Genomic DNA, 15,020 nt, shown 5'->3' on the forward strand with positions numbered 1-15,020 from the left:
TCAAATCTCCGCACTCTCCAGCACAAAGCCGCGCAGTTCGGCGATGCCCATGCCCTTTTCCGAGGACGTCACAGAAATTTCGGGATAGGCCCCTGCATGTTTGCGGGCCTCTGCCAGCGTGCGGGCGGTGACGTCTTCCAGCTCGCTTGCCTTGATCTTGTCGGATTTGGTCAGGACGATGCGATAGGACACCGCCGCCGCGTCGAGCATTTCCATGATTTCGTGGTCCACCGGCTTGATGCCGTGGCGCGCATCGATCAGCAGCAGGGTGCGTTTCAGCACCTGCCGCCCGCGCAGATAATCATTCACGAGGAAGCGCCATTTCTTCACCACGGCCAGCGGCGCCTTGGCAAAACCGTATCCGGGCATGTCGACCAGCCGGAACTGCACCGGAGTATCCTCGCCCCCGCCGACGTCGAAATAGTTCAGCTCCTGCGTGCGCCCCGGCGTGACCGAGGTGCGCGCGATCGCCTTGCGCCCCGTCAGCGCGTTCAGCAGCGAGGATTTGCCCACGTTCGACCGGCCCGCAAAGGCGATTTCCGGCACCGTCGGTTCGGGCAGGAATTTCAGCTGCGGCGCGCTGAGCAGAAATGTGACGGGGCCCGAGAACAGTTTGCGCGCGCGCTCTTCGTATTCAGCGCGGCGATCTGCTTCCTCGGGCGTCAGGTCCTCGCTCACGCTTTCGCCTTTGCTTCTTCCGCCTTGCGCTTTTTCTCTTCGGCTTCGCGCGCGGCGATTTCCTTAAGCTGCGGGTGGCGCGAATAGAGATATTTCTGCTGGGCGATGGTCAGCGTGTTCGAGGTGATCCAGTAGATCAGCAGACCCGCCGCGAAGGGCGCCATCACGAACATCAGCACCCATGGCATGATCATGAAGATCTGCTGCTGCGCCGGGTCCATCTGCGCGGGATTCAGGCGGAACTGCAGGAACATGGTCAGCCCCAGCAGCAGCGCCAGCACGCCGATGGCAAGGAAGCCCGGCGGGTTGAAATCGAGCAGGCCGAACAGGTTCAGAATATGCAGCGGATCGGGCGCGGACAGATCCTTGATCCACAGGATAAAGGGCTGGTGCCGCATGTCGATGGCGATCAGCAACACCTTGTACAGCGCGAAAAAGACGGGAATCTGCAGGAACATCGGCAGGCAGCCCGCCAGCGGGTTCACCTTCTCTTCCTTGTACAGCTTCATCATTTCCTGCTGAAGCGTTTGCTTGTCGTCCTTGTACCGTTCCTGCAGGCCCTTCAGCTTGGGCTGAAGCGCGCGCATCGCGGCCATGCTGGCGAATTGTTTCTGCGCGACGGGGAACATGATCCCGCGCACGATGACGGTGAGCAGGATGATCGCCACGCCGAAATTGCCGACTGCATTGGCCAGCGATTTCAGCAGCCACAGGATCGGCTTTTCGAACCAGCGGAACCAGCCCCAGTCGATCGACAGGCTGAAACGGTCGATCCCGGCCTCGTCATACGCTTCGAGTACGTCGCTTTCCTTGGCGCCGGCGAACAGGCGCGTGGTGCGCGATATTTGTTTGCCGGGCTGCACGGTGACGGCGTCATAAATCAGATCGGCGCGGTAATGCTGGTCGCCCAGCGCGCGGAACGAACCGTCGGCGGCGTCGCCATTGTCGGGGATCAGCGCCGACAGCCAGTAGATATCGGTAAAGCCCAGCCATTCCGACCGGCCTTGCAGATTGACCACCCTGGCATCGTCCACATCGTCGTAATCGGTGCCGAAATCGACCGATCCGTCCACATCGGCCAGCGGGCCTGACTGCACGTTCCAGATATCGCTGCTGGCGGTGCGGCTGGTGCGGTTGATAAAGCCATAGGGCTGCACCACCACGGGGCCGCTGCCGGTGTTGGCGACGGTCTGGGTTGCGGTGATCAGATAATTGTCATCAACCTCGAGGCGGATGGTGAAACGTTGCCCTTGGCCGTTGTCCCAGCGCAGGGTGACGGGCGTTTCGGGGGTCAGCGCCTCGCCCTCGGTCTGCCAGACGGTATCGGCGGCGGGAACGGCTACGCCTTCGCCGACCCAGCCGAACTGGGTGAAATATTGCGCGGGCGTGCCATTGGGAGAAAACAGGCGGACGGGGGGCGAATCCTTGTCCACCGTCTGGCGGTGGCGGTTCAGCGTCAGATCGTCGATCCGCGCGCCGACGGGGTTGATCGACCCTTCGATGGACGGCGCGGCGATGGCCACGCGCCCTGCATCGGCCAGCTGCGTTTCAAGATCGCGGGCCTCTTCCTCTATATCGGCGGCATTGGTCAGCCCGCCCTCGCGGTTGCGGCCCGAAGATGTCGCATCGTCGGCGGCCGCGGCCTGCTGGGCTTCTACCGCGGGTTGCGGATAGAAATACTGCATGGCCGAATCCCAGCCGAACAGCAGCACGGCCACAAGGACCAGTGCGACCAAGATATTGCGCTGGTTTTCCAAAATCCCAATCCAGTCGATCTAAAATTCAGGCGCCGCGAAAACGGTCGCACGTCCAAAAAACTGAGTTGCCACTATTGCCGGTTACGGAACCGGATCATGGCCACACCCGCCCCAAGGGTGGCAGCGCAATAGTCGCTTCGTCGCCAGCCATCCACCCTTAATCGTGCCATGCCTGCGAAGCGCCTGAATCGCATATTCCGAACAGGACGGCGTAAACCGGCAAGAAGGTGGCAAAATGCGCGAGGGACCCAGCTGCCAGAGGCGGGCGATGGCGATGAAGATATATTTCATCGTTTCGGGCCCTTGCGTGCCGGGTTCCTCCGGCGCGGCGGATCGCCCTTACCCTCGCGGGCACGCGAAAGGGCGGCGCGCAATTCCTCGCGCAGCAGGGTGAAATCGCGCTCTATCCCGCCGTCCCGGCCGATCAGCACATGGTCGTGACCGGCCAGCCCGTGCAGCGGCAATTCGGCCCGCAGCAATTCGCGGAAACGCCGCTTCATCCGGTTGCGCACGACGGCATTGCCGATCTTTTTGGTGACGGTAATCCCGAACCGCATCGAATCCGGCTCCAGCCCATTGGGCCGCGCCAGCAACACGAAACCGGGCCGCGCCACGCGCAAACCCTTGTTCGCGGCAAGGAAATCGCTGCGCTTGCGGATCACGCCGGGGGCGGGGGTGGTGGTCATAAGGTCAGGCTAAGCCGTCAGCGAGGGGATTGGGAGATTTATCGCTGCCCTCGATGGAACGGTCCGCTCCCCCTCCCGGCCACCCCGACGGGATAGTGCCATGGGTGGTCGGGAGGGGGAGTGGGCCGGTGCCGCGCGCAGGCAGCGCGTAGCGTGGCCGATCAGACGCATTCCCAAAACAAAACGCCGGCACGGGCGAACCCGGCCGGCGCTTTGATAATCTCGCGAATCGCGTGAACGTAAGGCTGAAAAGCCTCAGGCGCTCAGCTTCTTGCGGCCGCGGGCGCGACGGGCGCGCAGCACGTTGCGGCCACCAACGGTGGCGGTGCGGGCGCGGAAACCGTGGCGACGCTTACGCACGAGATTGCTCGGCTGAAAAGTGCGCTTCATGGTGAAATTCCCAAAGTCTGACTGCGTTTCCGACACCGCAGCAGTGTAACCGCGCAGTGCCAACAAAAAGGGCCGCCCGATCAAGAGGCAGCCTCTGCTGGGGGCGCGGTTACTGATGTTACAGCTGTGAGTCAAGCGGCAAGCGGGCTGGACAGTGCCCTCGATGCTGATTCATAGCCGATGGCAACAGGGTCGCAAGGATATGTCTCAAACATGGTCGCGCTGGTGCAGACGGTGGCCTATCTTGGCCTCGAGGTTCGCCGCGTGGAAGTTCAATGCCAGCTGGCATCCGGGCTTCCCGCGTTTCAGATTGTCGGCCTGCCCGACAAGGCCGTGAGCGAAAGCCGCGAACGCGTGCGCGCGGCGCTGGCCGCGATGGGTCTGGCCCTGCCGCCCAAGCGCATCACCGTGAACATGTCGCCCGCCGACCTGCCCAAGGAAGGATCGCATTTCGACCTGCCCATCGCGCTGGCCCTGCTGGCTGCCATGGGCGTGACCGATGGCGAGCAATTGTCGGATTATGTCGCGGTGGGCGAACTGGCGCTGGACGGGCGAATCGTCGCATCCTCGGGCGTGTTGCCCGCCGCGATCCATGCCGCGGCCGAGGACAAGGCGCTGATCTGCCCCGCCGCGCAAGGGTCCGAAGCGCGCTGGGCGAGCGAGACCGCCGTCGTTGCCGCCCCCGATCTGGTCAGCCTGCTCAACCATCTGAAAGGCGTCCAGCAATTGCCTGTTCCCGAAAAGGGCGAGCTGGCCGATCGCGCCCTTGGCCCCGACCTGAAACAGGTGAAGGGGCAGGAAACCGCCAAGCGCGCGCTGGAGATCGCGGCGGCGGGCGGGCATAACCTGCTGATGGTCGGGCCGCCGGGCGCGGGCAAATCGCTGATGGCCAGTTGCCTGCCGGGAATCCTGCCCGACCTTACGACCGAGGAAGTGCTGGAAACATCGATGGTGCAATCGGTAGCGGGGTTGCTGCAGGATGGCCGCATCAGCCGCGCGCGCCCGTTTCGCGCGCCCCATCATTCGGCCAGCATCGCGGCGCTGACGGGCGGCGGGCTGAAAATCAGGCCCAGAGAAGTAAGCCTTGCCCATCTGGGCGTGCTGTTCCTCGACGAATTGCCTGAATTTCACGGCATTATGTAGCAAGCGCACCAATGCGTAGATGGTTATCTATCTGCGCGATGCTGCTTGTCATCGTTTGCGGTGCGAACTCTGCGCGGGCGCTAGGTAGCGTTGTTATGGAACGGGGCCATGTACCAACGCATCTCGACAGGATCGTTGACCTTGGGACTGGAGGGCGGGACTTCATAGGCGCGGAAACAAAATTCGGTGACGCGCTTTTTCCCGAACGCGTCTTCGTACCAAACATATCCGAAGACGTAGAGGGCCTTTTCTCCCCTAACGCCAGCGTCAATCTGCTCTTGAGTGAGCGGTTCGTTAGAGTAGATGGTGGCGTTCGCGGGTCGGCCATTGGAGACGGCAGTTTCTGTTGGCCTACCGATACCTTGAGCCTGCTCTCGGCTTGTAACCGCCAAATCGCGTTCAATTTGGCCATCATCCGCAATTCGGATATTCCCTGCCCATACTGTGTGAAAAGCTGGTGTCTGACCGGTGTTATTGATTTGCAGATCCGCGACAGCCTCGCCAGTCTCGGGGTTGAGGTAAAGCGTCACCGCGTCGACCGCTATATAGGCTCGGAGTTGGGCCCTGGAGGTCCGCCTTTGCTCCAGAAAAGTCCAGATGAGCATAGCAGTGCCAACTATACCGACGAGCAAGCCCGCCCACGCATAGCTAGCAGCTTCGCGAGCCGAGTCCGCAGCCTTCCATTGAGCGCAAAGGTCGGAATTGCGATTATCTTCGCCGGGATCGCAAGCTGGATTTTCGTCCGTTGGTATCTCGATATTGGAGATCGCTCGCTCAATGCGCCCAAGCGCTTCCGAAATCTCGTTCTCAGTTTGGCTGTTTTCGGCGTTCTGATCGCTTTCTGGTGGAGCGCTAGCCCCGGATAAGATTAATCCTGCAACTGCAATGAAGAACAGCCGATAGCGTTTAGACATTGAACGAGAAACACCGCCGTAAATTTGCCCCGGCTGATCTTGTTCCTGATATTCGGCTCAGAGTCCATCACGCCAATATCCGCCAGCTTACCGACAAGTTCGGCATAGGTGACGTTCCGACGCTTCAATTCGGCTTTCAGAAGACCCTTCACCCGGTCCTCCCATTCCTTTTCCTGCACGGGCATTGCTATCTCCAATGATGCTTTATGCCATCATAGGCGATACGTTTATCATTGACAACATGGCTTATTGCCATCATATACAGTGCATAAGCACTGGAAACGATGATATGGCACAGCACTTTCTTCTCTCGGCACAGGCCCGCAGCCTCTCACTCAAGAAGGTTTTCCGCATGGGTGAGGATGCGGCCTATCGCACGTTTTGCGAACTGCGCTGGCCGGAGACGGAAGGCGAAGCGGTTTGCCCGCGTTGCGGCTGTGTCGAATCCTACAACATTGCCACCCGCCGCAAGTTCAAGTGCGTTGCCTGCCATCACCAGTTCAGCGTCACCAGCGGCACGATCTTTGCCTCGCGCAAGCTGTCGTTCACCGATCTTCTGGCGGCTATCGTGATCTTCGTGAACGGTGCCAAGGGCATCAGCGCCCTACAGGCAAGCCGCGATCTGGACGTTCAGTATAAGACCGCCTTCGTGCTGTTCCATAAGCTGCGCGAAGCGATGGCGCGTGAAATGGCTGACGCCAAGCTGGGCGGCACTGTCGAAATGGACGGTGCCTATTTTGGCGGTCACGTTCGCCCTGAGAACCACAAGGAAGATCGCAAGGACCGTCGCCTTGCCGTGAACCAGACCGGCAAGCGCCAGTGCGTTGTCATCATGCGCGAGCGTGGAGGCCGTGCGCTGCCCTTCGTGGTGCGTCAGGAAGGTGATGCAGTGCCCTATGTTCGTGATCGCGTTGACAACCTTGCAGTGATCCATGCTGACGAAGCTTCAAGCTGGGATGCGCTTCACGCTGGCTGGCAGACTTGGCGCATCAATCATTCGCTGGCCTATTCTGCTGACGGTGCCTGCACCAATCAGGCGGAAAGTTACTTCTCCCGCCTTCGCCGCATGGAAGTCGGCACTCATCACCATATCGCTGGACCGTATCTCCATGCCTATGCAGGCGAGGCAGCGTGGCGCGAGAACAACCGCCGCAAGTGCAACGGTTCGCAGGCAATGCTGGTCGCTGGTGCCGCCATGGAAGCGCGTCAGAGCCGCCAGTGGGCGGGGTATTGGCAACGCTAGCTTGCAGTTTAGCTGTCAGCCGTCGCCAACTGGGCTAAAATCATCTCATTTAGGAATGCTGTCATCTCATCTAAGTTCGTTAACATTCCATCGGTCTTAGCGTCGTGCATACGTTGCAAGATTGCACAGTAATCATTGTCACGATGCTCTTTGATTAATTCGATAAACGCAACACGTCCTCGAAGCCATGCTCCTTGCTTGCGGCAAAACACGAAGTAGCAAAGTGCCCTGGCTGCGCGTCCATTACCGTCTGCAAATGGATGAATATTGCACACACCCCACAGTGCGTAGGCAGCCAGCATGACTGCGTCCCACTTCCCCCAATTAGAATTTAGAACCTCTAGAAATTGGTCCATTTCTTCATAGACCAAGTACCACTCAGAAGGCCTGTGTTCGCCAACTCTTACATTGTAATGCCGTCTGTACTGACCCGGTTGTGGTGAAATGTAGTGAGTTGCGTACCGGTTAAGTTCGCAAACAAACTCATGGTCGATCTGTAAGCCGACGCCATAGGTAGCGATTACCCAGCTTGTGTGAAGGAAATCGAACTGCCGCGCGCGATTTTGCTTTGATACAAACGCGCCCGGTTCTGATTCAGGCTCTATGAATAATCCCACACCCACCCCGACAATAAAAAACCCGGCCTCTAATGGCCGGGCTTTTGTGCCGTCTTCAAGTTAAAAAATTATGCGGTGGCGTAATCCGGCTCTGTCAAAGACCTCCGCACATCCTCTTTCGTCCCTTTATCTTCCTTTGGGGCGTTGCCATAGACGAAGCTGAGGCGCTGGGCCTCAAGTTCCTCAGCAGACATTTTTTGCCCCTTTAGAGCATCAAGAGCATTCTTGAGTTCCTCAGTCATTCAGGGCCTCCTATTGGGTTTCTACTACAGTAACGCCGGAGACACTCCGGCGGTTCCAGTTAAGAAACTGTGACCGCCCCTCACTCGTAGACAATTGCCATTATCTACGATACCCCCGTTGTTCAAAGAAATACGCTAACACCACGTGATGCAGCAATAGCGCGAAGCAGCATTATCTGTGTGTCAAGTGTATTTTATACACAGCCTGTGGATTTGTCCACAACTTGTGGAGATCTCGACCATCATGCCCCTACGCCTAGAGTTCACCCTACTCCTAACCGCCTACCTGCTTTCGCTGGCATGGGCGGTGCAGAGCATCATCGACTGGCTATAGCCGACCGCTTTCCACCGATTCAGAACAAAACATGACTGTTGCGGTTGACTCAACTGCAACCACGATTCGATAAGGATGGCGGTCGCGCTGCCACTTTGTTCGACCCTCCAGCCTCAGACCCCTTGATAAAGGGCGAGGGGCGCGAGGCCCCTCGGAGGGGTTGGGTCTATCCCAACGTGAATAAAGGAGGTGGCGTATGAAGCGCGTTTTCGTGCGTGCTTACCGCCGCTGGCGCTTTGGTCGGTGGGAGAATGTGTGTCAGCACACCCGCCGTTGGCCTCGCCAGCTTAGTTTCAACTTCTAACCGGAACTAACTCAGGCAGCGCGGCCACTCTTGTGGCTCGAACTGTGCCGGATTCTAGGCACAAGATTCTGCAGGATCAACCCAGCAGGTGAATTAATTCACCCGGCATATAGACCACACCAGCAAGCCACCCGCGCCCCTCTCAGACTGTACCAGCGCCCGTTCCCGCAGGTTACGCAGTGCAGCCCCTATCCGCTTCTGCATGGCCTTCTGTAGCGCCTTGTCCTGCAAGTTCAGGTCGCGCTCTGCCATCAGCCGTAACGTGATGGCCTTGGCATCCATTGCCCCCTCTGCACGAAGCATGGCAAGGATCGACCGCGTTACCTGTCCCTTGAAGGCGTGATGTCGTGGCGGCAGCGGCTTAGGCTTTATCTCGTCCAGTTCAATGTCAGGATCGAATAGGCGTAGGGTGCAATCTACGTGGTCCAAGTCGATCATCGCTTGGCGTAGCTGGTCCTGTAGTGCGTCGATCTGTCCGGCGAGTTCCCCGCGCTTGTCACGCAGGGCTGATATGGCGTGTGTCTGCATACGCGATACATAGCGCATTGCCTGTGATTGCGACCATCACCGTGTTGGTGCGTTTGCTACATAATGCCGGAATTTCAACGAAATGCACTCGATTCGCTGCGCCAGCCGCTGGAAACCGGCGAAGTCAGCGTGGCGCGGGCCAATGCGCATGTCACTTTTCCCGCGCGCGTGCAGCTGGTTGCGGCGATGAACCCGTGCCGCTGCGGCCATCTGGGCGATCCCGCGCTTGCCTGTTCGCGCGCGCCGAAATGCGCCGCCGATTACCAGAGCCGCGTATCCGGCCCGCTGCTCGACCGTATCGACCTGCATGTCGAAGTGGAACCGGTGTCGGCCCGCGACCTTGCCCTGCCGCCCCCTGCCGAGGGGAGCGGGGAAGTCGCCGCCCGCGTCCGCGCCGCGCGTGCGGTGCAGAATGCGCGCCTGAACGGCACCCATATGCGCAATAATGCCGCGCTGGATGGAGAGGCGCTGGACCGGTTCGCCACGCCCGACGATGCGGGGCGCGCGCTGCTGATGGATGCGGCGGAAAAAATGCGGTTGTCGGCGCGCGGCTTTACCCGCCTGCTGCGCGTGGCGCGCACGATTGCCGATCTGGCGGGTGCGGAAACCACCGGCCGCGTCCATGTTGCCGAGGCGCTGAGCTATCGCCGTCAGGCTCCGCGTGCCTGACCGGCGCGCGCAATAATTATTCGCGCCCCAGACCGATTCCTGCCCCCTACCGACTGCCCCTGCACGCTCTAGGGGTAAACGAGGATTATTCGCCCCCGATCATTGGCCCACCCTCCCGCTCGCCGCCGCCGGATTCGGTCAGGTCGCGCAAGAATGCCGCCGCATAAAAAGCAGGAGCATGAAATGGCCAAGCAACCCAATATACTCATCCTGTGGGGGGATGACATCGGGCAGTCCAATATCAGTTTCTTCACCAAGGGCATGATGGGCTATAAAACGCCCAACATCGACTCCATTGCCGAACAGGGCATGGCGTTCACCGATTACTATGCCGAACAAAGCTGCACGGCGGGCCGCGCCAGCTTTATCATGGGCCAGAACGGCGTTCGCACCGGCCTGACCAAGGTGGGCATGCCCGGCGCCAAGGAAGGCATGCTGAAACAGAATCCGACGATCGCGACGGTTTTGAAATCGGCCGGTTACGCCACGGGCCAGTTCGGCAAGAACCACCTGGGCGACCGTGACGAACACCTGCCCACCATGCACGGTTTCGACGAGTTCTTCGGCAATCTCTATCATTTGAATGCCGAGGAAGAGCCGGAAAACCCCGACTATCCCAAGCCCGAAGACTTCCCCGACTTCAAAAAGAACTATGGCCCGCGCGGCGTGCTGCATTGCCATGCCGACGGCAAGGGCGGCCAGTCGATCGAGGATACCGGCCCGCTGACGAAAAAGCGGATGGAAACCATCGATGACGAAGTGGTCGAAAAGGCGACTGCCTTTATCCGCAAGACCGTGGAATCGGGTGAACCCTTCTTTGTCTGGTTCAACACCACCCACATGCATTTCCGCACCCATCCCAAGCCGGAAAGCCGCGGACAGGCCGGTCGCTGGCAGTCCGAATATCACGATGTGATGATCGACCATGACAAGGCCATCGGCGAAATGCTCAAGCTGCTCGACGAGCTGGGCATCACCGATAATACCTTCGTGATGTATTCGACCGACAACGGCCCGCACCGCAACAGCTGGCCGGATGCAGGCACCACGCCGTTCCGTTCGGAAAAGAACACCAGCTGGGAAGGCGCCTATCGCGTGCCCGCCATGGTCAAGTGGCCGGGCCATATCGAGCCGGGCCAGGTGTCGAACGATATTGTCTCGCACCTCGACTGGCTGCCGACCTTTGCCGAAATGGCGGGGATCGACGACATTACCGGCAAGCTAAAGGCCGGTCACGAGATGGACGGTTACAAGTACAAGGTCCACCTCGACGGTCATTCGATGGTCGGGCATCTGACCAAGGGCGAGAAATCGCCGCGTCAGGGCTTTATTTACTGGACCGACGAAGGCGAGGTCGCGGCCCTGCGCGTCGACAACTGGAAAGCCCTGTTCATGGAACAGCGCTGTCAGGGCACGTTGCAGATTTGGGGCGAACCGTTCGTCACGGGCCGCATTCCCAAATTGTTCAACCTGCGCACCGACCCCTATGAATTCGCGGATGTGACGTCGAATTCCTATTGGGACTGGTATCTGGACCGCGCCTTTATTCTGGTTCCCATGCAGGGGATCATCGGCAAGTTCCTTGAAACGTTGAAGGAATTCCCGCCAAGCCAGAAGGCAGGCAGCTTCAACCTCGAAAAGGTGATGGCAACGATGACCGATGCCGCGACCGGCGGCGCCTGATCGGGCCAGCGGTTGAAACAGGAAACGGGCCTCGCCTTGCGGGGCCCGTTTTCGTTTGCGCGCTTCGGGCCTTGCGAAAGGCTATTTGGCCAGATTGGCCATGGGCGCGGACAGGGTCAGGCCAAAGCCGTCCTCGCCAAAGCGCATGTCGACCTTGCCCTCGGGATCGATGCCGCGTTCGATCAGCCGCGTGCCCAGCCCCTTGGACGCCGGCTCCCTTGCCGGCGGCCCGCCGGTTTCGCACCAGCGCAGGATCAGCCACGGCGCCTCGTCTTCCCCCGCTTCGATACAGGCGTTCAGCTCGACCGTGCCGTCCGGCACCGACAGCGCGCCATATTTCATCGCATTGGTGCCCAGCTCGTGCAGGATCATCGACAGGGTCAGCACGGGGCGCGATCCCATTTCGCAATCATGGCCCAGCATGGTGACCCGCTGGTCGATACCCAGCTTGCTGAACACGCTGCGCGCCAGTTCCTGCAACCGGCCCGAAGAGCGGCTGCGCCTGAGCAGCAGATCATGCGCAGTAGCCAGCGCGGCGACGCGGCGGTTGAATTCGCGCACGGGGCCGGGATCGGGAATATCGCGCAACGTATGGCCCGCCACCGCCTGCACCAGCGCCAGCGTGTTTTTCAGCCGGTGGGCAATTTCTTCATTTACGGCGTGCTGTTCGGTCACATCGGTGACGATCCCGACAAAGGCGGGCGCAGCGCCGTTTTCGGGCGGGACATAGCGGGCGCGCATTTCCACCCAGCGCACCGCACCGTCATTGGCGCGGATAATCTCGTATTCCTCGACCACTTGCCGGTCGGGGTCCGCCATGCTGCTTTCCTCGACCCGCTTGTCGGCCGGGATCTTGCGCCGGTCGCCGATCGCGCCGCCGTGAATCGTCTCGACATTGTCAAAGCCGTAGATGCGGCAGAATTCGGGGCTGACCTTGACCATGCGGGTGTCGATATTCAGTTCGAACGCGCCGACATTGCCCGCTTCCTCGGCCAGTTGCAGGCGTTTGCTGGCATTGCGCAGCACTTCGGTCTGCGACCGGTGCTGCTCCACCTCGCGCGCGGCGGCGCGCAGCGATTTGCGCAGTTCCAACTGGTCCACCACTTGCCCCGCCAGCGCCTTTAAAATGCGCTTTTGCGTCGGGTCCAGCCCGCCGGGGCGCGGCACGCCATCCAGAACGCACAGCATGCCGATCACCACGCCCGCAGGCGTCACCAGCGGCGCGCCCGCATAGAACCGCACGCCATCCTTTGCGGTGACGAGCGCGTTGTCCCTGGTCCGCGCATCCGCCGTCAGATCGGGAATCACCAGCAGTTCGGTGCTGTGCATGCCATGGGCGCAGACCGATTGTTCGATCGGGGTCTGGCAGGCGTCGAGGCCGACGCGCGCCTTGAACCATTGCCGGTCCCGTTCCACCAGGCTGATCAGCGCGGTGGGGGCATTGCAGACGGTCTTGGCGATGAAGACAATCTCGTCGAAGGCCTGCTCGGCCTCGCTGTCGAGAACCTCATACTCCGCCAATGCGTCGAGCCGTTGTTGCTCGCGCGCCGACTGTGCCTCACCGCTGGCGGCGGGGCTGCGGGTGATATCGCCATAAGCCATTGCTACCCCTTTCTAGCCATCTTCCGGCCAAAGGGAAATAAGACCTTGGTGACATATTGTGTCGGCCAGCCCCTGTTCGGCCCGCTTTGGCTGGAAAAGCGCGGGAAAACTGCGCATGATGCGCGCAAACGGGCCGCAAAGGGGGCGGTTTGGCGCAAGAATTCGCAATAAGGGGGCGGAAAAATCATGGAAGCGACCATAATCGCGGTGCTGGTGTTCGTGGTGATCCTGCTGGTCACCAGCGTGCGCGTGGTGCGACAGGGGCATGTCTATACGATCGAACGGCTGGGCCGTTTCACCAATGCCGCGCATCCCGGCATGCATCTGATCGTGCCGCTGGTCGACCGTGTCGGGCACAAGATCAACATGATGGAACAGGTGCTCGATATCCCGGGGCAGGAAATCATCACCAAGGACAATGCCATGGTCGGCGTCGACGCGGTGGTGTTCTTTCAGGTGCTGGATGCGGGCAAGGCGGCCTATGAAGTGTCGGGCCTGCATAATGCGATCATGGCGCTGACGACCACGAACCTGCGCACGGTGATGGGGTCGATGGATCTGGACGAAACGCTGTCGCAGCGTGACGACATCAATGCGCGGCTGCTGTCGGTGGTCGATCATGCGACCAGCCCGTGGGGCGTGAAGATCACGCGGGTCGAGATCAAGGATATCCGCCCGCCGGTCGATATTTCCGAAGCCATGGCCCGCCAGATGAAGGCCGAACGCCTGAAGCGCGCCGAAATCCTCGAGGCGGAGGGCGACCGCGCCAGCGCGATCCTGCGCGCCGAGGGGCAAAAGCAATCGCGCATCCTCGAAGCGGAGGGCCGCCGCGAATCCGCCTTTCGCGATGCCGAGGCGCGCGAACGGCAGGCACAGGCCGAGGCAGAGGCGACGCGGGTCGTATCGGACGCCATCGCGACATCGGGCACGCAGGCGCTGAACTATTTCGTGGCGCAGAAATATGTCGAGGCCGTGGGCGATTTCGCGACCAGCCCCAATGCCAAGACGATCCTGTTCCCTGTCGAGGCGACGCAGCTGATCGGCACTCTGGGCGGGATCGGAGAGCTGGTGCGCGATGCCGTGGGCAGCGGGTCGGGCAATGTGCAGGCCGGTGTGCCGCCGCAAACGCCCCAGCCGCCGCAGCGTCCCTATACGGGCAGCGGTGTGCCGCGTTCGGGATAGGATTTACTTCTATGGGCATTTTCGACGGCATCGATCATCACTGGCTGTGGCTGATTCTGGGTGCATTGCTGCTGACGGCGGAAATGCTGGCGCCCGGCTATTTCCTGATCTGGCTGGGGCTGGCCGCCTTTGCCACGGCGCTGGTGGTGGGGGTGGCCGATCTGGCGGTTGCCATACAAGTGCTGATCTTCGCGGTGTTTTCGGGCATGTCGGTCGTCGCCGCGCGGCACTGGCTGTCGATGCACCCCATCGAAAGCAGCGACCCGTTGATGAATGACCGCGGCGCGCGGCTGGTGGGCGAGGCGGTGGTCGTAACCACTGCGATCAGCGGCGGTAGCGGGCGGGTGAAACACGGCGACAGCGAATGGATCGCGCGCGGCCCCGATGCACAGGTCGGCGCGCGGCTGGTGGTGACGGGGCACGACGGGGCAGTGCTGCTTGTCGGCCCTGCCGATGCTTCCCATATCGCGGGCTCACCCACTCAAGTGCCGCCAGCCCTGCCGTAAGGGCGCGGGCGGCGAAAGGATCAACGATGGCTGAAAAGCTTGATCTGCCCGACAGCGAATGGCGCGAAAGGCTGACCCCCGAACAATATCGCGTGCTGCGCGAAGGCGGCACCGAACGGGCATTCGCGGGCGCGCTTTACCACAATGACGACGATGGCTTGTACCGCTGTGCCGGATGCCACGCGCCTTTGTTCACATCGGACACCAAATATGAAAGCGGGTCGGGCTGGCCCAGCTTTTTCCAGCCCGTCAGCGCCGATGCGGTGCGCGAGATTACCGATACCAGCCACGGCATGGTGCGCACCGAGATCCGCTGCGCCAGTTGCGACGGGCATTTGGGCCATGTCTTTCCCGACGGCCCGCGACCCACGGGCCTGCGCTATTGCATGAACAGCGTGGCGCTGGATTTCGAACAGGCGGACAGCCAGAAAACAGAAGATTGATCGCCCCGCCCGCTTGAACGGGGTTCCCGTATCGGTAACCCTGTTCAGCATGGGTTCTGCCTGCATATCGCATCGCCATGTCTGTTTGGACGGGGCTGC

General features: G+C 60.9%; 16 protein-coding genes and 2 pseudogenes. 7 read left to right on the forward strand and 11 right to left on the reverse strand.

Going from position 1 to position 15,020, the window contains the following annotated elements; all coding sequences use genetic code 11:
* The 5 genes from yihA to rpmH form a co-directional block, all read right to left on the reverse strand.
* Positions 1-678 carry a ribosome biogenesis GTP-binding protein YihA/YsxC gene (yihA, locus tag LOZ74_RS00505; protein ID WP_230292439.1) on the reverse strand — a complete coding sequence of 226 codons (678 nt, stop codon included), beginning with the start codon at positions 676-678 and terminating at the stop codon, positions 1-3.
* Entirely contained in the window at positions 675-2,435 is a 1,761-nt protein-coding gene (gene yidC, locus LOZ74_RS00510) for a membrane protein insertase YidC (protein WP_230292440.1), read from the reverse strand. The genes yihA and yidC overlap by 4 nt, the downstream gene beginning before the upstream one ends.
* 81 nt (positions 2,436-2,516) lie before the next feature.
* The gene (gene yidD, locus LOZ74_RS00515) at positions 2,517-2,726 is read right to left on the reverse strand and encodes a membrane protein insertion efficiency factor YidD (protein WP_230279418.1); all 210 of its coding nucleotides are present in this window, start codon (positions 2,724-2,726) and stop codon (positions 2,517-2,519) included.
* Positions 2,723-3,121 (reverse strand): ribonuclease P protein component, encoded by a 399-nt coding sequence (gene rnpA, locus LOZ74_RS00520; RefSeq protein ID WP_230292441.1) that lies wholly within the window; start codon positions 3,119-3,121, stop codon positions 2,723-2,725. The genes yidD and rnpA overlap by 4 nt, the downstream gene beginning before the upstream one ends.
* Before the next feature lie 255 nt (positions 3,122-3,376).
* Positions 3,377-3,511: a 50S ribosomal protein L34 gene (gene rpmH / locus LOZ74_RS00525; RefSeq protein ID WP_230279416.1), complete on the reverse strand. Its 135-nt coding sequence runs from the start codon at positions 3,509-3,511 to the stop codon at positions 3,377-3,379.
* A gap of 213 nt (positions 3,512-3,724) precedes the next feature.
* On the opposite strand from rpmH, the pseudogene LOZ74_RS00530 reads away from it, so the two are divergent.
* A pseudogene (locus tag LOZ74_RS00530) lies at positions 3,725-4,639 on the forward strand (YifB family Mg chelatase-like AAA ATPase); the annotation flags it as partial.
* 95 nt (positions 4,640-4,734) lie between these two features.
* Here the strand turns inward: LOZ74_RS00530 and LOZ74_RS00535 are convergent.
* Positions 4,735-5,568: a hypothetical protein gene (locus LOZ74_RS00535; protein WP_230292442.1), complete on the reverse strand. Its 834-nt coding sequence runs from the start codon at positions 5,566-5,568 to the stop codon at positions 4,735-4,737.
* Positions 5,523-5,753 (reverse strand): DUF6471 domain-containing protein, encoded by a 231-nt coding sequence (locus LOZ74_RS00540; RefSeq protein WP_230292443.1) that lies wholly within the window; start codon positions 5,751-5,753, stop codon positions 5,523-5,525. Before LOZ74_RS00540 ends, LOZ74_RS00535 begins: the two co-directional genes overlap by 46 nt.
* 104 nt (positions 5,754-5,857) lie before the next feature.
* Here LOZ74_RS00540 and LOZ74_RS00545 point away from each other — a divergent pair, with 104 nt between their 5' ends.
* On the forward strand, positions 5,858-6,811 hold the full coding sequence (locus tag LOZ74_RS00545) for an IS1595 family transposase (RefSeq protein WP_230293769.1): 954 nt from the start codon (positions 5,858-5,860) through the stop codon (positions 6,809-6,811).
* Positions 6,812-6,819: 8 nt separating this feature from the next.
* Here LOZ74_RS00545 and LOZ74_RS00550 read toward each other — a convergent pair whose 3' ends face one another.
* From LOZ74_RS00550 to LOZ74_RS00560, 3 genes are all read right to left on the reverse strand, one after another.
* Positions 6,820-7,434 carry a Fic family protein gene (locus tag LOZ74_RS00550; protein WP_370638857.1) on the reverse strand — a complete coding sequence of 205 codons (615 nt, stop codon included), beginning with the start codon at positions 7,432-7,434 and terminating at the stop codon, positions 6,820-6,822.
* A 62-nt stretch (positions 7,435-7,496) separates the two neighbouring features.
* Positions 7,497-7,670, reverse strand: a complete 174-nt coding sequence (locus tag LOZ74_RS00555) for a hypothetical protein (protein WP_230292444.1) — start codon at positions 7,668-7,670, stop codon at positions 7,497-7,499.
* Between the two features lie 731 nt (positions 7,671-8,401).
* On the reverse strand, positions 8,402-8,854 hold the full coding sequence (locus tag LOZ74_RS00560; RefSeq protein WP_230292445.1) for a hypothetical protein: 453 nt from the start codon (positions 8,852-8,854) through the stop codon (positions 8,402-8,404).
* A gap of 45 nt (positions 8,855-8,899) precedes the next feature.
* Between LOZ74_RS00560 and LOZ74_RS00565 the strand changes: the two are divergent.
* Both LOZ74_RS00565 and LOZ74_RS00570 read left to right on the forward strand, forming a co-directional pair.
* Positions 8,900-9,505, forward strand: a pseudogene (locus LOZ74_RS00565) (ATP-binding protein); the annotation flags it as partial.
* A gap of 183 nt (positions 9,506-9,688) precedes the next feature.
* The gene (locus LOZ74_RS00570) at positions 9,689-11,188 is read left to right on the forward strand and encodes an arylsulfatase (RefSeq protein WP_230292446.1); all 1,500 of its coding nucleotides are present in this window, start codon (positions 9,689-9,691) and stop codon (positions 11,186-11,188) included.
* 81 nt (positions 11,189-11,269) lie between these two features.
* Here LOZ74_RS00570 and LOZ74_RS00575 read toward each other — a convergent pair whose 3' ends face one another.
* Positions 11,270-12,790 carry an HWE histidine kinase domain-containing protein gene (locus LOZ74_RS00575; RefSeq protein WP_230292447.1) on the reverse strand — a complete coding sequence of 507 codons (1,521 nt, stop codon included), beginning with the start codon at positions 12,788-12,790 and terminating at the stop codon, positions 11,270-11,272.
* Positions 12,791-12,976: 186 nt separating this feature from the next.
* Between LOZ74_RS00575 and LOZ74_RS00580 the strand changes: the two genes are divergently transcribed.
* From LOZ74_RS00580 to msrB, 3 genes are read left to right on the forward strand one after another with little or no spacing between them, the layout of a single operon-like run.
* Positions 12,977-13,972, forward strand: a complete 996-nt coding sequence (locus LOZ74_RS00580) for an SPFH domain-containing protein (protein ID WP_230292448.1) — start codon at positions 12,977-12,979, stop codon at positions 13,970-13,972.
* An 11-nt stretch (positions 13,973-13,983) separates the two neighbouring features.
* Positions 13,984-14,478, forward strand: coding sequence for an NfeD family protein (locus LOZ74_RS00585; protein WP_230292449.1), 495 nt, complete (start codon positions 13,984-13,986; stop codon positions 14,476-14,478).
* A gap of 26 nt (positions 14,479-14,504) precedes the next feature.
* Entirely contained in the window at positions 14,505-14,921 is a 417-nt protein-coding gene (gene msrB / locus LOZ74_RS00590) for a peptide-methionine (R)-S-oxide reductase MsrB (RefSeq protein WP_230292450.1), read from the forward strand.
* The last annotated feature ends 99 nt before the right edge of the window (positions 14,922-15,020 follow it).

The organism is Croceicoccus sp. Ery5 (assembly GCF_020985325.1).
Classification (GTDB): Bacteria; Pseudomonadota; Alphaproteobacteria; order Sphingomonadales; family Sphingomonadaceae; genus Croceicoccus.

Coding starts and splice junctions, on each gene's coding strand:
- msrB (WP_230292450.1), top strand. CDS start 14,505: ATGGCTGAAAAGCTTGATCTGCCCGACAGCGAATGGCGCGAAAGGCTG.
- LOZ74_RS00580 (WP_230292448.1), top strand. CDS start 12,977: ATGGAAGCGACCATAATCGCGGTGCTGGTGTTCGTGGTGATCCTGCTG.
- LOZ74_RS00545 (WP_230293769.1), top strand. CDS start 5,858: ATGGCACAGCACTTTCTTCTCTCGGCACAGGCCCGCAGCCTCTCACTC.
- rpmH (WP_230279416.1), bottom strand. CDS start 3,511: ATGAAGCGCACTTTTCAGCCGAGCAATCTCGTGCGTAAGCGTCGCCAC.
- LOZ74_RS00570 (WP_230292446.1), top strand. CDS start 9,689: ATGGCCAAGCAACCCAATATACTCATCCTGTGGGGGGATGACATCGGG.
- LOZ74_RS00560 (WP_230292445.1), bottom strand. CDS start 8,854: ATGCGCTATGTATCGCGTATGCAGACACACGCCATATCAGCCCTGCGT.
- rnpA (WP_230292441.1), bottom strand. CDS start 3,121: ATGACCACCACCCCCGCCCCCGGCGTGATCCGCAAGCGCAGCGATTTC.
- yidD (WP_230279418.1), bottom strand. CDS start 2,726: ATGAAATATATCTTCATCGCCATCGCCCGCCTCTGGCAGCTGGGTCCC.
- LOZ74_RS00585 (WP_230292449.1), top strand. CDS start 13,984: ATGGGCATTTTCGACGGCATCGATCATCACTGGCTGTGGCTGATTCTG.
- LOZ74_RS00535 (WP_230292442.1), bottom strand. CDS start 5,568: ATGTCTAAACGCTATCGGCTGTTCTTCATTGCAGTTGCAGGATTAATC.
- LOZ74_RS00575 (WP_230292447.1), bottom strand. CDS start 12,790: ATGGCTTATGGCGATATCACCCGCAGCCCCGCCGCCAGCGGTGAGGCA.
- LOZ74_RS00540 (WP_230292443.1), bottom strand. CDS start 5,753: ATGCCCGTGCAGGAAAAGGAATGGGAGGACCGGGTGAAGGGTCTTCTG.
- LOZ74_RS00555 (WP_230292444.1), bottom strand. CDS start 7,670: ATGACTGAGGAACTCAAGAATGCTCTTGATGCTCTAAAGGGGCAAAAA.